General features: G+C 72.8%; 13 protein-coding genes. 8 read left to right on the forward strand and 5 right to left on the reverse strand.

All coding sequences use genetic code 11. The annotated features are described in order from the left end of the window. Position 1 precedes the first annotated feature (1 nt). Positions 2–1,645: an FAD-dependent oxidoreductase gene (locus OHB09_RS02390; RefSeq protein WP_328921538.1), complete on the reverse strand. Its 1,644-nt coding sequence runs from the start codon at positions 1,643–1,645 to the stop codon at positions 2–4. Between the two features lie 307 nt (positions 1,646–1,952). Between OHB09_RS02390 and OHB09_RS02395 the strand changes: the two genes are divergently transcribed. Genes OHB09_RS02395 through OHB09_RS02425 form a run of 7 tightly spaced genes read left to right on the forward strand, consistent with a single transcriptional unit; the run spans position 1,953 to position 7,259 of the window. Beyond that, the gene (locus OHB09_RS02395; RefSeq protein ID WP_006140451.1) at positions 1,953–3,086 is read left to right on the forward strand and encodes a SchA/CurD-like domain-containing protein; all 1,134 of its coding nucleotides are present in this window, start codon (positions 1,953–1,955) and stop codon (positions 3,084–3,086) included. 52 nt (positions 3,087–3,138) lie between these two features. Further along, complete coding sequence (locus OHB09_RS02400) at positions 3,139–3,582, forward strand: cupin domain-containing protein (protein WP_006140450.1); 444 nt, start codon at positions 3,139–3,141, stop codon at positions 3,580–3,582. Further along, positions 3,579–4,847, forward strand: a complete 1,269-nt coding sequence (locus tag OHB09_RS02405; protein ID WP_006140449.1) for a beta-ketoacyl-[acyl-carrier-protein] synthase family protein — start codon at positions 3,579–3,581, stop codon at positions 4,845–4,847. Before OHB09_RS02400 ends, OHB09_RS02405 begins: the two co-directional genes overlap by 4 nt. Beyond that, positions 4,844–6,094 (forward strand): beta-ketoacyl synthase N-terminal-like domain-containing protein, encoded by a 1,251-nt coding sequence (locus OHB09_RS02410; protein WP_093590517.1) that lies wholly within the window; start codon positions 4,844–4,846, stop codon positions 6,092–6,094. The genes OHB09_RS02405 and OHB09_RS02410 overlap by 4 nt, the downstream gene beginning before the upstream one ends. Positions 6,095–6,108: 14 nt before the next feature. Beyond that, positions 6,109–6,378 carry an acyl carrier protein gene (locus tag OHB09_RS02415; protein WP_006140447.1) on the forward strand — a complete coding sequence of 90 codons (270 nt, stop codon included), beginning with the start codon at positions 6,109–6,111 and terminating at the stop codon, positions 6,376–6,378. 1 nt (position 6,379) lies between these two features. Next, on the forward strand, positions 6,380–6,859 hold the full coding sequence (locus tag OHB09_RS02420; protein WP_328921539.1) for an SRPBCC family protein: 480 nt from the start codon (positions 6,380–6,382) through the stop codon (positions 6,857–6,859). Between the two features lie 37 nt (positions 6,860–6,896). Then, positions 6,897–7,259 (forward strand): TcmI family type II polyketide cyclase, encoded by a 363-nt coding sequence (locus OHB09_RS02425; RefSeq protein ID WP_167795742.1) that lies wholly within the window; start codon positions 6,897–6,899, stop codon positions 7,257–7,259. An 80-nt stretch (positions 7,260–7,339) separates the two neighbouring features. On the opposite strand, the gene OHB09_RS02430 is transcribed toward OHB09_RS02425, so the two are convergent. From OHB09_RS02430 to OHB09_RS02445, 4 genes are all read right to left on the reverse strand, one after another. Beyond that, positions 7,340–8,416, reverse strand: coding sequence for a methyltransferase (locus tag OHB09_RS02430; protein ID WP_328921540.1), 1,077 nt, complete (start codon positions 8,414–8,416; stop codon positions 7,340–7,342). Continuing rightward, positions 8,413–9,528 carry a right-handed parallel beta-helix repeat-containing protein gene (locus OHB09_RS02435; RefSeq protein WP_191854628.1) on the reverse strand — a complete coding sequence of 372 codons (1,116 nt, stop codon included), beginning with the start codon at positions 9,526–9,528 and terminating at the stop codon, positions 8,413–8,415. Before OHB09_RS02435 ends, OHB09_RS02430 begins: the two co-directional genes overlap by 4 nt. A gap of 125 nt (positions 9,529–9,653) precedes the next feature. Further along, positions 9,654–10,133 carry a DUF5709 domain-containing protein gene (locus OHB09_RS02440; protein WP_319118199.1) on the reverse strand — a complete coding sequence of 160 codons (480 nt, stop codon included), beginning with the start codon at positions 10,131–10,133 and terminating at the stop codon, positions 9,654–9,656. 159 nt (positions 10,134–10,292) lie between these two features. After that, a complete protein-coding gene (locus tag OHB09_RS02445) occupies positions 10,293–11,066 on the reverse strand; it encodes an NPP1 family protein (protein WP_319351515.1) in 774 nt (257 codons plus the stop codon). 172 nt (positions 11,067–11,238) lie between these two features. Between OHB09_RS02445 and sthA the strand changes: the two genes are divergently transcribed. Continuing rightward, positions 11,239–12,642 carry a Si-specific NAD(P)(+) transhydrogenase gene (gene sthA, locus OHB09_RS02450; protein ID WP_006140440.1) on the forward strand — a complete coding sequence of 468 codons (1,404 nt, stop codon included), beginning with the start codon at positions 11,239–11,241 and terminating at the stop codon, positions 12,640–12,642. Positions 12,643–12,928: the final 286 nt, after the last annotated feature.

Here is a 12,928-nt window from a genome sequence, read left to right on the forward strand (position 1 = left end):
CTCAGGCCAGGTCGAGCAGGAGCGACAGGGTCCGGTGGAGCAGGTCCCCGGGCTCCTCGTGGTCCGCGGGCAGGGACGGGGAGCGCCAGGCCACGAAGCCGTCGGGGCGGACCAGGACGGCGCCCTGGGGAGTGACTCCGTGGGCCTCGGCCCAGTCGTCCTCGGGCTCCAGGTCGGCTCCGGGTGCGGTGCCCAGGCGGTAGGCGCGCAGCGGGATCGACAGGACGGCGGCGACCTTCCGCGCGGCCTCGTGCCAGACGGGCGTGGTGGCGTCGCACAGCAGCACCGGTGTGCGCTCGTACAGGTCGAGCGTGGACAGCCGCTCGGCCCCGCGGCGCAGCCACAGGTGCGGGGCGCGGCTGCCCGGTTCGCCGTTCAGCCGCAGTCCCTCGGGGACGGCGGGACCGTCGGGCGCCGCTCCGAGGACGGCGCCGCGCGGGTAGCGGTGGCCGAGGACGACGTTGAGGATGCCGCCGGGGCGGCCGCCGCCGGCCGCCGGGGGCGGCGCGTCGTAGCCGGGGTGGCTGTGCTCGCCGGAGCGGTCGGCGGCGCGGGCGGCGGTGGCCTCGGCGACGGGGCGGCGTTCGGCGTCGTAGCTGTCCAGCAGCCCGGGACCGGCCCAGCCGTTGAGGACGGCGGCGAGTTTCCAGGCCAGGTTGTGCGCGTCCTGGATGCCGGTGTTGGAGCCGAAGGCGCCGGTGGGCGACATCTCGTGGGCGGAGTCCCCGGCCAGGAAGACCCGGCCGGAGGCGTAGGCGCGGGCGACCCGCTGGGCGGCGTGCCAGGGAGCACGGCCGGTGACCTGCACATCGAGGTCCGGGTCGCCGATGGCGCGGCGGATGTGCGCGGCGCAGCGCTCGTCGGTGAAGGACTCCAGGGTCTCGCCGCGCTCGGGGTGCCAGGGCGCGTGGAAGACCCACTGGGTGCGGTTGTCGACGGGCAGCAGCGCCCCGTCGGCCTCGGGGGAGGTCAGGTAGCAGACGATGAAGCGGCGGTCGCCGACGATCTCGGCGAGCTTCTGGGAGCGGAAGGTGACGCTCACGTTGTGGAAGAGGTCGCCCGGGCCCGACTGGGTGATGCCGAGGGAGTCCCGGATCGGGCTGCGGGGGCCGTCGGCGGCGATCAGGTACTCGGCGCGGACGGTGGTGTGCTCGCCGGTGTCCCGGCTCTTGACCAGCGCGGTCACCCCGTCCGCGTCCTGCTCGTAGGACATCAGCTCGGTGGCGAACCTGAGGTCGGCGCCGGGCAGCGCGCGGGCGTGCTCCAGCAGGACCGGCTCCAGGTCGTTCTGGCTGCACAGGCACCAGCCGCTGGGGCTGAACCGGGCCAGGCCGCCGCCGGGGTCGATCTCCCGGAACAGCCATTCGCCGGCCTCGCCGACGAGCGTGGGCGCCTGGAGGATGCCGTGGTTGCCCGCGAGGACGGAGGCCGCCTCGCGGATCGCCGGCTCCACACGGGCGGTCCGGAACAGTTCCATCGTGCGGACGTTGTTGCCGCGGCCCTTGGGGTGGGTGGAGGTGTGCTTGTGCTTCTCGACGAGGAGGTGCGGCACCCCCAGCCGGCCCAGGAAGACCGAGGCCGACAACCCGACCAGGGAGCCACCGACCACAAGGACCGGCACTTCGGTGTCAGCGCCTTTGCGCATGTCTGCCTTTCCTGTCGGGCGGCCGCGCGGGTGCGCGGCCGCCGTACGTGACGACACGACCCGCGGGGATCCCCGCGCCCGGCTCGGCCGCGACGATCCCCGCGCCCGGCTCTGCATCCATGCCCCGGCGGGGCGCTGCTCGTGGGGGATTCACTCGGTTGATCGTCCGGAATCGCGCGCGGGCGGCAGGCGGAACACGATCGGCACACAGCCCTCACAACCGCCCCTGCCGTGCGGCCGCCGACCGGTCGGGCACGGCCGCGGGGCGTGGCACCACCGCTGCCCCCGAAGAAAGGGTGTTCCTCCGATGACAGCCTCCCCCGCCGTCTCCACGGCTCCGAACCGGGTCAGCACGTCGGCCTTCGACGGCTCCCGGCTGCGGGTCGTGCTGATGCTCGACATCCACGACGGCGCCCAGCAGGAGTTCCTCGACGCCTACGAGCGCATGTGCGACGCGGTCGCGTCGGTCGAGGGGCACCTCAGCGACCAGCTCTGCCAGTCCATCGAGAACCCCTCCCAGTGGCTGATCACCAGCGAGTGGGAGAGCGCCCCGCCGTTCCTGGCCTGGGTCAACAGCGAGGAACACATCGAGACGGTGAAGCCGCTGCACAGCTGCGTGCGGGACACCCGCTCGATGCGCTACAGCGTGCTGCGCGAGACCACGCACGACGGCTCCGGCATCCGCGTGGAGACGCTGCAGGCCGCCCCGCGGGTCGGCGACGGCGTGGTGCGGCACGCGCTCACCTTCACAGTGAAGCCGGGCAGCGAGCCGGAGGTGGCCCGGCACCTGTCGGAGTACGCCTCCCCGAGCCCGCAGGTGGACGAGAAGACCCGGCTGCGCCGCACCTCCCTGTTCATGCACGGCAACCGGATCGTGCGGGCGGTGGAGGTCGAGGGCGACCTGATGGCGGCCCTGCGCCACGTGTCGCGCCAGCCGGAGGTGCGGGCGGTGGAGGAGGCCATCAATCCGTATCTGGAGCAGGAACGCGACATGAGCGATCCCCAGTCGGCACGGATCTTCTTCACCCGTGCCGCGCTGCCGGCCGTCCACCACGTCGCCGCCGGCCCCGAGGCCGACTCGGCGCACCGCGAGGGCCTGTTCCTGCCGGCCCGGCCGGGCTGCGGCATGCGGCTCGCCGAGGTGCTGGCGGAGCAGGACCAGCGGGCCGCCGAGGACCCGCGCAGCCCGGTGCTCGGCGTCGCCCTCTACCAGCGCGACGACATCGTCGTCCGCGTCGTGGACGTGGCCGGCGACCCGGACGCCGAGCCGGCTGCCGTGCTCGGGCTGGCCGAGCCCTCGGTCCGTGCGGAGGTGCTGCGGCTGCTGGACACCGCCGCGCTCGACGCGCCGCGGGACCTCGGCGACGACCGCGCCCTGGCCGGGCTGCTCGCCCGCGCCCGGATGCGGCCCCTGACCGACCGCACCTCCGAGCCCCGCTGACCAGGGCGTACGGACCCGCACCGATCCCTTTCGCGAGACCACGGAGCACCACATGAGCCAACAGCACGTCCGTATCGTCGACCTGAGCGAGACCCCGCACAACACCCGTCGGGGAGGTGACCTGCGTGCCATGCTCACCCCCACCGCGGTAGGCGCGACCAGCGGTTTCATGGGGCTGGCCACCGTCGCGCCGGGCGACAGGATCGGCGAGCACTACCACCCGTACTCCGAGGAGTTCGTGTACGTCGTCGCCGGGGAGCTGGAGGTGGACCTGGACGGCGAGCCGCACCCGCTGCGCCCGGACCAGGGCCTGATGATCCCGGCGTACATGCGCCACCGGTTCCGCAACGTGGGCCGGTCCGAGGCACGTCTGGTGTTCCACCTGGGCCCGCTGGCGCCGAGCCCCGAGCTGGGCCACGTGGACACCGAGGAGACCCCGGCCTCGGGAGCCGAAGGTGCCGGGGAGCACGAGCGGCCCGTGGGGGCGGCCTCATGAGCCGCCGGGTCGCGGTCACCGGCATAGGCGTCGTCGCCCCCGGCGGGATCGGGGTCCCGGCCTTCTGGGACCTGCTGTCGGCCGGGCGCACGGCCACTCGGGGCATCACCTTCTTCGACCCGAGCGGCCTGCGGTCCCGGATCGCCGCCGAGTGCGACTTCGACCCGGCCGCGCACGGTCTGGACCCGCGCACCGTCGAACGCAACGACCGCTACGTGCAGTTCGCGCTGGCGGCGGGCGCGGAGGCGGTGCGGGACGCGGGCCTGGACGGGCCGCCGGACGATCCGTGGCGCTTCGGCGTGAGCCTGGGCACCGCGGTGGGCGGCACCACCCGGCTGGAGCACGACTACGTGCTGGTCAGCGAGAAGGGTGCCCGCTGGGAGGTCGACCACCAGCGGGCCGAACCGCATCTGCACCGTGCCTTCGCGCCCAGCACGCTGGCCTCCGCGGTGGCCGAGGTGTTCGGGGCGCGGGGCCCGGTGCAGACCGTGTCGACGGGCTGCACCTCCGGCCTGGACGCGGTGGGCTACGCGGTCCAGGCGATAGCCGAGGGCAGGATGGACGCCTGCCTGGCAGGCGCCTCCGACTCGCCCATCTCCCCCATCACGATGGCCTGCTTCGACGCCATCAAGGCCACCTCCCCGAACAACGAGGACCCGGCGCACGCCTCCCGTCCCTTCGACGCCGACCGCGACGGCTTCGTGATGGGCGAGGGCTGCGCGGTGCTGGTCCTGGAGGAGCTGGAGTCGGCCAGGGCGCGCGGGGCGGAGGTGTACTGCGAGATCTCCGGATACGCCACCTACGGCAACGCCTACCACATGACGGGCCTGACCAAGGAGGGCCTGGAGATGTCGCGGGCCATCGACACCGCGATGGCCCAGGCCCGGCTGGCCCCGGAGGACATCGACTACGTCAACGCGCACGGCTCGGGCACCAAGCAGAACGACCGGCACGAGACCGCCGCGGTCAAGCGCTCCCTGGGCGCGCACGCGTACGCCACCCCGATGAGCTCCATCAAGTCGATGGTGGGCCACTCCCTGGGCGCGATCGGCTCGATCGAGGTCGCCGCCTGCGTGCTGGCCATGGCCCATCAGGTGGTGCCGCCCACCGCGAACTACACCACCCCGGACCCCGAGTGCGACCTGGACTACGTGCCGCGCGAGGCCCGCGAGCGGCGGCTGCGCGGGGTGCTGTCCGTCGGCAGCGGCTTCGGCGGTTTCCAGTCCGCGGTCGTACTGACCCGACCGACCGGGAGGACACCATGACAGCAGGCGAGAAGCGGCGCGCCGTCGTCACCGGCATCGGCGTCGTCGCGCCCACGGGCGTCGGTGTCGAGGCCTACTGGAAGGCGACGGCCGAGGGCGTCACCGCGCTCGGTCCCATCACCCGGGAGGGCTGCGGGCATTTCCCGATGCGGGTGGCCGGCGAGGTCCGCGGCTTCGACCCGCAGGCCATGGTCGAGGACACCTTCCTGGTGCAGACCGACCGGTTCAGCCACTTCGCGATGGCGGCAGCCCAGATGGCCCTGGCCGACGCCCGGCTGGGCCGCGGCGATCTCACCGACCCGTTCTCCGTGGGTGTGGTCACCGCGGCCGGCTCCGGCGGCGGCGAGTTCGGCCAGCGGGAGCTGCAGAAGCTGTGGGCCAACGGGCCCAAGCACGTGGGCCCGTACCAGTCGATCGCCTGGTTCTACGCGGCCAGCACCGGCCAGATCTCCATCCGCGGCGGCTTCAAGGGCCCCTGCGGGGTCGTCGCGAGCGACGAGGCGGGCGGTCTGGACGCGCTGGCGCACGGCGACCGGGAGGTGCGCCGGGGCACCGACACGCTGGTGGTCGGGGCGGCCGAGGCGCCGCTCGCCCCGTACTCGATGGCCTGCCAGCTCGGGTACGCCGAGCTGAGCCGGGAGAGCGAACCCGACCGCGCCTACCGGCCGTTCACGCCGTCCGCCTGTGGTTTCGTGCCCGCCGAGGGCGGTGCGGTGCTGCTCCTGGAGGAGGCGGGCACCGCCCGGGCGCGCGGCGCGGACCTGCGGGCGACGGTCGCCGGGCACGCGGCCACGTTCACCGGGGCCTCCCAGTGGGAGAAGTCCCGCGAGGGGCTCGCGCACGCCATCGAGGGCGCGCTCGCGCAGGCGGGCTGCCGCCCCGGAGACGTGGACGTGGTCTTCGCCGACGCGCTCGGCACCCCCGAGGCGGACCGGGCGGAGGCGCTGGCGCTGGCCGACGCCCTCGGCCCGCACGCCCGCCGGGTGCCGGTGACCGCGCCCAAGACGGGCACCGGACGGGCCTACTGCGGCTCGGCGGTGCTGGACGCGGCGGCGGCCGTGCTCGCCATGGAGCACGGTCTGGTGCCGCCCACCCCGAACGTCTTCGACGTCTGCCACGACCTGGACCTCGTCGCCGGCCGTGCCCGGCCGGCCGAGCTGCGCACCGCGCTGGTGCTCAGCCGCGGACTGATGGGGTCCAACTCGGCGCTCGTGCTGCGGCACGGCGCCACCGGTTCCGACGAGTGAAGGAGCGAGACAGCATGACCGAACAGACGACACTGAAGGTGACCGTGCGGGAGCTGGCGGCGCTGATGAAGCAGACCGCCGGCGTCGCCGTCGACCCCGCCGAGCTGGAGCGCGGCGTGGACTCCGGGTTCGACGCCTTCGGCCTGGACTCCCTGGGCCTGCTGGGCATCGTCGGCGAGCTGGAGAAGCGCTACGGGCTCGCGCTGCCGGAGGACGCCGAGAAGTGCAAGAGCCCGGCGGACTTCCTGAAGATGGTCAACGGCTCGCTCGCGGCGGGGGTGTGACATGGCGGGGCACACCGAGAACGAGGTGACGATCGCGGCGCCGTTCGACCTGGTCTGGGACATGACCAACGACCTGGCGAACTGGCCCGACCTGTTCAGCGAGTACGCGGCCGTGGAGATCATGGAGCGCGACGGCGACCGGACGCAGTTCCGGCTCACCATGCACCCCGACGAGAACGGCACGGTGTGGAGCTGGGTCTCCGAGCGCACCGTCGACCGGGCCGCGCGGACCGTGCGGGCCCGCCGGGTCGAGCCCGGCCCGTTCCGGTTCATGGACATCCGCTGGGAGTACGAGGAGACGCCGGACGGCACCCGCATGCACTGGACGCAGGACTTCGCGATGAAGCCCGAGGCGCCGGTGGACGACGCGGGGATGACCGCCCGGATCAACACCAACTCCCGGATCCAGCTCGACCTGATCCGTGAGCGCGTCGAGCGGGCCGCGCGCGAGCGGCAGCCCGCCGCGGTCCGGGCCGAGTGAGCCGGACGAGGAACCCGGAGAACGGGAGAGGAACCCTGTGCATCACACGATGATCGTCGCGAGGATGAAGCCGGGCGCGGCCCCGGACATCGCCAAGGTCTTCGCCGAGTCCGACCGGGGCGAACTGCCGCACCTGGTGGGCGTGAAGAGCCGCAGCCTGTTCCAGTTCGGTGACGTGTACCTGCACCTCATCGAGAGCGAGCAGGACCCGGGCCCGGCCATCGCCCGGCTCGCCGAGCACCCGGAGTTCCGGGGGATCAGCGAGCGCCTGGAGGCGTACGTCATGCCGTACGACCCCCAGACGTGGCGCGGCCCGAAGGACGCGATGGCCCAGCGGTTCTACCACTGGGACCGTGACGCCGAGCGGGACGGCGCGCCCGCCGCCACCGGACGCGGCTGACGCGCCGCGCCGCACGAAGCCGCCGGCCCCCGCCTTCGCAGAGGCGGGGGCCGGCGGCATGTCGGGTTCAGCCTCCCGGATCACTCCGGGACGCGGCACTCGAAGGCGTGCAGATAGGGGTTGATCCGGCGGACGGTGTCGATGACGAGGCCCGCCGCGTCCAGCCGCTCGCTGAGGCTGCGCTCGGTGTGCTTGGCGCCGCCCACGTTGAGCAGGAGCAGCAGGTCCATGGCGCTGGTGAAGGGCATGGACGGGGTGTCGTCGACGAGGTTCTCGATCGCCACCACGCGGGCGCCGGGGCGGGCCGCGGCGCGGATGTTGGCCAGGGCGCGGCGGGTGCTGTCGTCGTCCCACTCCAGGACGTTCTTGATGACGTACACGTCGGCGTGGACGGGGATGTCCTCGCGGCAGTCGCCGCCCACGGTGCGTGCCCGGCCGGAGAGCGCGCCGCCGGGAAGCAGCCGGGCGTCGGCGTGCTCCACCACCTTGGGCAGGTCCATGAGCACACCCCGGACGTCCGGGTACTTCTCCAGCAGGCTGGCCAGGACGTGGCCCTGGCCGCCGCCGATGTCGACGACCGACTCGGCGCCGGTGAGGTCGAGGGCGGCCGCCACGTCGCGCGCGGACTGCTCGCTGGAGCGGGTCATGGCGCGGTTGAAGACGGCGGCGGAGGCGGGCGCGTCCTCGTTGAGGTACTGGAAGAAGCCCTTTCCGTAGAGGCCCTCGACGACGTTGCCCCCGGTGCGGACGGCCTCGTCGAGCAGGGGCCACACCTCCCAGGTCCAGGGCTCGGTGCACCACAGGACGACGTCCTTGAGGCTGTGCTCCTCGTCCTCGCGCAGCAGCCGCGAGAGGTCGGTGTGGGCGAAGGTGCCGTCGACGCGTTCGGTGAAGACGCCCTGGCAGGCCAGGGCGCGCAGCAGCCGCCGCAGCGGTCCCGGCTCGGCCCCGACCGAGCGGGCCAGTTCCTCGGCGGTGGCGGGGGCGCTGCCGAGCGCGTCGGCCACGCCGAGCCGGGCGGCGGCGCGCAGGGCGGCCGAGCGGGCGGCGCCGAAGGCGAGGCCGCGCAGCAGCATGGGGGCGGGGGTCCCGGAGGCCGCCGTCTCCTCGCCGGTGGCCGCGGCGGGTGCCGGGGAACCGGTCTCGACGGTGGTCATCGGCGGCCTCCCGCCGGGGCGGCGGCGGGCAGGGTGCGGTTGCCGCACAGGGCGGCGGGCTCGGAGGTGCCGCAGGTGTTGCCCTGGAAGGTGTTGGTCTTGGCGGTGTCGCGGTCGGCGAGGTCGGCGGGGCCGTTGTCCTGGAGGGTGTTGTCCTGGATCGTGTTGTTCTCGTTGAGGGCGCCCACGAAGCTCTTGAACAGCACGATGCCGCCGGACATCGGGGTGGTGCCCTTGTTGTCCTCGACGGTGTTGCGGACGACGGTGACCTTCTCGGCGCCGGTGAGGACGATGCCGGCGCCCTGGATGGCGGGCAGTCGCGAGTTGGCGGCGCAGAACTTGTTGTTGTGGTGGACGTGGTTGAGGCGGACGGTGATGTCGCCGACGCGGGGCTTGTTCTCGTCGCCGACGACCATCACGCCGGCGCAGTTGGCGGTGATGTCGTTGGCCTCGACCCTCACCTCGCGCAGCCGGCGCACGGTGACTCCGATGCGGTTGTCGACGAGGTCGTTGCCGCGGACCAGGGTGCCGTCGGTGTCGGTGGCGCCGGCCTCGGTGTCCACGGTGTTGGCGAGGAAGATCCCGGCGTCGCCGTTGGCGCGGGCGGTGTTGTTGATGAGGCGGCCCTCGGTGGAGCGTTCCTGGGCGATGCCCCAGGTGCCGTTCTTCTCGGCCATCACGTGGTGCACGACCAGTTCGTCGGTCCGGCTGGCCCAGACACCGTTCTTCTTGAAGCCGCGTACCGTCAGGTTGCTGATGCGGACGCCCTTGAGCGGGTGGGCTGCGGTGCCCTCGACGCAGATGCCGTTGCCGGCGGCGGCGCAGGCGTCGGCCTTGCGCGCCTTGGTGGTCGCGGGGACCAGGACGGTGCGGTCGCCGGCGCCGCGCACGGTGACACCGGACTTCTTGACCTGGATGCTCTCCCGGTAGGTGCCGGGGCCGAGGTACACGGTGTCACCGGGCCGGGCGGCGTCGAGGGCCCGCTGGACGGACTCCCCCGCGTCCACTTTGAGGACGGTCCCGGCGGCGTGGGCCTGTGGCACCCAGGCGAGGCCGAGGACGGCGGAGGTGGCGGCGGACAGCGCGAGGACACGCAGTTGAGGTTTCGTCATACGAAGAAGTTATGGTCGTTATGACCCATTTCGCCATATAGACGCGCGTTCGTGTCACCCCTGCGTGCCCTGTTCGCTACATTCTGTTATATGCGCTGGTCGGGGCGTATGCCTACCGCTCGGGCCTACCGGTCCTCCGGGAGTGCCGTGTCGTCCTCGATGGTGTGCATCGCCGCCTCCTCGGCCCCCGCCGCGCCGGCGTCGATGCCCTCGTCCTCGGCGACCAGTTCCTTCGTGGTGTCGGTGTGGGCGCCCTGATCGGGGGCGACGAGACGGCCGGAGCGGGCGTCACCCGCCTCGGGGTCGACGGGCTCGCCGTCGGTGTCGGAGGCATCGCCGATGCCGTCACCGGGGGCGGCCTCGACGTCCGGGACCTCCTGGGACAGGCGCTCGTCGAGCGTCTCCCCCTCGTGCTGCTCGGCGGCGGTCGTGCCGGTCTTGGTCACGCCGAGGGGCTTCTCGGGGGGCGAGTAGCCCTCGTCGAGCGCGTCGTCGTACGTGCGTTCGCCGACGGCGTCCTGCATGTCCAGGGGTGCGGCGTCCTCCTGCTCCTCGTTGGTGCCGGTGGGCTGGTAGACGTCGTCTCCCATGCGGTCGGCGGCCATCGGGGCCCTCCTCTCCGGGGTGTTTCGTACGGTTCGCGCGGGTCGCTGTGACCCGTGTTTCCGTGATCGAGGACGGTAACCCTCCGGGGGCGGCGCGACCTCCCGCCACCCGGTCCCCGCACCCCGGACAGCACCCCCGGGGCCCCCTCGGGCCCGCGGTCAGGCGTTCGGATCGAAGGGCACCCCCGCGGGGAGCGCCTTCCGCAGGTGGGAGACGAAGCTGTCGTCCCGCAGGCCGAAGTGCGCACTGCCGAAGTCGGCCGCCACGAGCTTCTCGCGCAGCCCGGGCGGATAGCCGTTCCACCCGACGAGCGGCGGGTACTGCCAGGTGTGGCGGTGGTTCTCCGGCGGTTCGTCGTTGGCCGTGGCCGGGCGGAAGCAGTGGGTGCCGATGCCGTCCTTGTGGTAGACGACCTTCGGATGCGTGCCCTCCCAGCGCATCCGGTCGGCGGAGTGGATGTCGAAGTTCCCGTGCGCGGAGGTCGCCACGTACTTCGCCTCGCCCTCGTGCACCCACACCACCACGTGCTCCCAGTCGTGCCGGTGCCCGCCGAGTTCGATGCCGGGGAGTGCCTGGTCCTTCTCGAAGTAGCTGCCGTAGAGGATCGCGCACCAGCCGTTGTCGCACTTCTCGCGGGAGTACCCGTTGGTGTTCTCCAGGTCGGAGGCGTCCCGGCAGTTCCCGTTCAGGGCGCCGGTCGGCTTCAGGCCGGGATTGAGGGTGCCGTCGGGTCCGATGGCGGGGGTGGCGTAGCAGCCGTCGGTGTCGTAGTCGTAGGCCGGCTGGAAGGTCAGCTCCAGGGCGTCCGCGTTGGCGGGGAGCGCGGGTGGCGGGGCGGCGAAGGCGAGGCCGGAGGCCGCCACGACGAGCGTGACGGCGGCGCCGAGGGTGAGGCTTGCTCTGCGGATCCGGGTGCGCGAGCGGGTCTTCACGTGTCCTCCTGACAGCCACGGGCCACTGGGTGGCGGGGGCGACGACGAGGGTGCGGGGTGCACGGCATGGATTGACATGCCCAAGTCACCCTCCTCGTACGCGCGGAACGGGACACGGGGGCTTGGCGCCCACCCCTTTCCGGGAGTTGGTCCCGACTGACAGACTTCGGAGGTGTTCGACTACGACATGATCGTCATCGGATCCGGCCCCGGCGGGCAGAAGGCCGCGATCGCCGCGGCCAAGCTCGGCCGCACGGTCGCCGTGATCGACCGTCCCGACCGGCTCGGCGGGGTCTCCCTGCACACCGGCACCATCCCCTCCAAGACCCTCCGCGAGGCCGTCCTCTACCTCACCGGCCTCACCCAGCGCGATCTGTACGGCCAGAGCTACCGGCTCAAGGAGAACATCACCGTCACCGACCTCACCGCCCGCACCGAGCACGTCGTGGGCCGCGAAGTCGACGTCATCCGCAGCCAGTTGTCCCGCAACCACGTCGCCCTGCTGGCCGGCACCGCCCGGTTCGAGGACGAGCACACCCTCGTCCTGGAGGAACCCGAGGGCGAGGGGCGCACGCTCACCGCCGAGCACATCGTCATCGCCACCGGCACCCGCCCGGCCCGCCCCTCCACCGTCGAGTTCGACGGCAGGACGATCCTCGACTCCGACAACGTGCTGCACCTGGAACGGGTGCCGCGCTCCATGGTCATCGTCGGCGCCGGTGTGATCGGCATGGAGTACGCCTCCATGTTCGCCGCGCTCGGCAGCAAGGTCACCGTCGTCGAACAGCGGCCCGGGATGCTCGACTTCTGCGACGCGGAGGTCGTGGAGTCGCTCAAGTACCACCTGCGCGACCTCGCGGTCACCTTCCGCTTCGGGGAGACCGTCAGCGCGGTCGAACGGCACACCAACGGCACGCTCACGGTGCTGGCGAGCGGCAAGAAGATCCCGGCCGACGCGGTCATGTACTCCGCCGGCCGGCAGGGCCTGACCGACGGGCTGGCCCTGGAGAAGGCGGGGCTCGGCGCCGACAAGCGCGGCCGGATCGCCGTCGACGAGCACTACCGCACCTCGGTCCCGCACATCTACGCGGTCGGGGACGTGATCGGTTTCCCCGCACTCGCGGCGACCTCCATGGAGCAGGGCCGGGCGGCGGCGTACCACGCCTGCGGGGAACCGGTGCACCCGATGCACGACCTCCAGCCCATCGGTATCTACACGATCCCCGAGATCAGCTTCATCGGCCGCACCGAGGCCCAACTCACCGAGGAGTGCGTGCCCTTCGAGGTGGGGATGTCCCGCTACCGCGAACTGGCCCGCGGGCAGATCATCGGCGACTCGCACGGGATGCTGAAGCTGCTCGTCTCCCCGCAGGACCGCAAGCTGCTCGGGGTGCACTGCTTCGGCACCGGCGCGACCGAACTCATCCACATCGGGCAGACGGTGATGGGCTGCGGCGGCACGGTGGACTACCTCGTCGACGCGGTCTTCAACTATCCGACGCTCGCCGAGTCGTACAAGGTGGCCGCGCTGGACGCGACCAACCGGATACGCCAGATCGACCGTCTGGGCGGCTGAGGCCCACCGGCCCGAACGGCGCGGGCGGCCCGGGGCCCGGAAGTGGGTGCGGCCCGGCCGCCGCACCCACCGCCCGCCCCCCACTCCCCCACTCCCCCACTCCGGTCCGCTCCGCGCACGGGCCCGCCGGGCCGTCCGGACGCCGACGGGCGGCCGAGGGATGCCCTCCTCCCGACGTGAGACTCGCCACAGTGGGGTCCGTACCGCCCAATCCGCACAGCCCACCCCGGACCGTCCGAAAATGGTGCCCCGGCCCACGTCCCGAGGGTGCTCCGGGAACGCCTCG

This window comes from Streptomyces griseoaurantiacus, from assembly GCF_036189845.1.
Taxonomy (GTDB): domain Bacteria; phylum Actinomycetota; class Actinomycetes; order Streptomycetales; family Streptomycetaceae; genus Streptomyces; species Streptomyces griseoaurantiacus.

Bases quoted from the DNA above. Each gene is read 5' to 3' on its own strand.
- OHB09_RS02390 (WP_328921538.1), bottom strand. From the start codon at position 1,645: ATGCGCAAAGGCGCTGACACCGAAGTGCCGGTCCTTGTGGTCGGTGGC.
- OHB09_RS02395 (WP_006140451.1), top strand. From the start codon at position 1,953: ATGACAGCCTCCCCCGCCGTCTCCACGGCTCCGAACCGGGTCAGCACG.
- OHB09_RS02400 (WP_006140450.1), top strand. From the start codon at position 3,139: ATGAGCCAACAGCACGTCCGTATCGTCGACCTGAGCGAGACCCCGCAC.
- OHB09_RS02405 (WP_006140449.1), top strand. From the start codon at position 3,579: ATGAGCCGCCGGGTCGCGGTCACCGGCATAGGCGTCGTCGCCCCCGGC.
- OHB09_RS02410 (WP_093590517.1), top strand. From the start codon at position 4,844: ATGACAGCAGGCGAGAAGCGGCGCGCCGTCGTCACCGGCATCGGCGTC.
- OHB09_RS02415 (WP_006140447.1), top strand. From the start codon at position 6,109: ATGACCGAACAGACGACACTGAAGGTGACCGTGCGGGAGCTGGCGGCG.
- OHB09_RS02420 (WP_328921539.1), top strand. From the start codon at position 6,380: ATGGCGGGGCACACCGAGAACGAGGTGACGATCGCGGCGCCGTTCGAC.
- OHB09_RS02430 (WP_328921540.1), bottom strand. From the start codon at position 8,416: ATGACCACCGTCGAGACCGGTTCCCCGGCACCCGCCGCGGCCACCGGC.
- OHB09_RS02435 (WP_191854628.1), bottom strand. From the start codon at position 9,528: ATGACGAAACCTCAACTGCGTGTCCTCGCGCTGTCCGCCGCCACCTCC.
- OHB09_RS02440 (WP_319118199.1), bottom strand. From the start codon at position 10,133: ATGGCCGCCGACCGCATGGGAGACGACGTCTACCAGCCCACCGGCACC.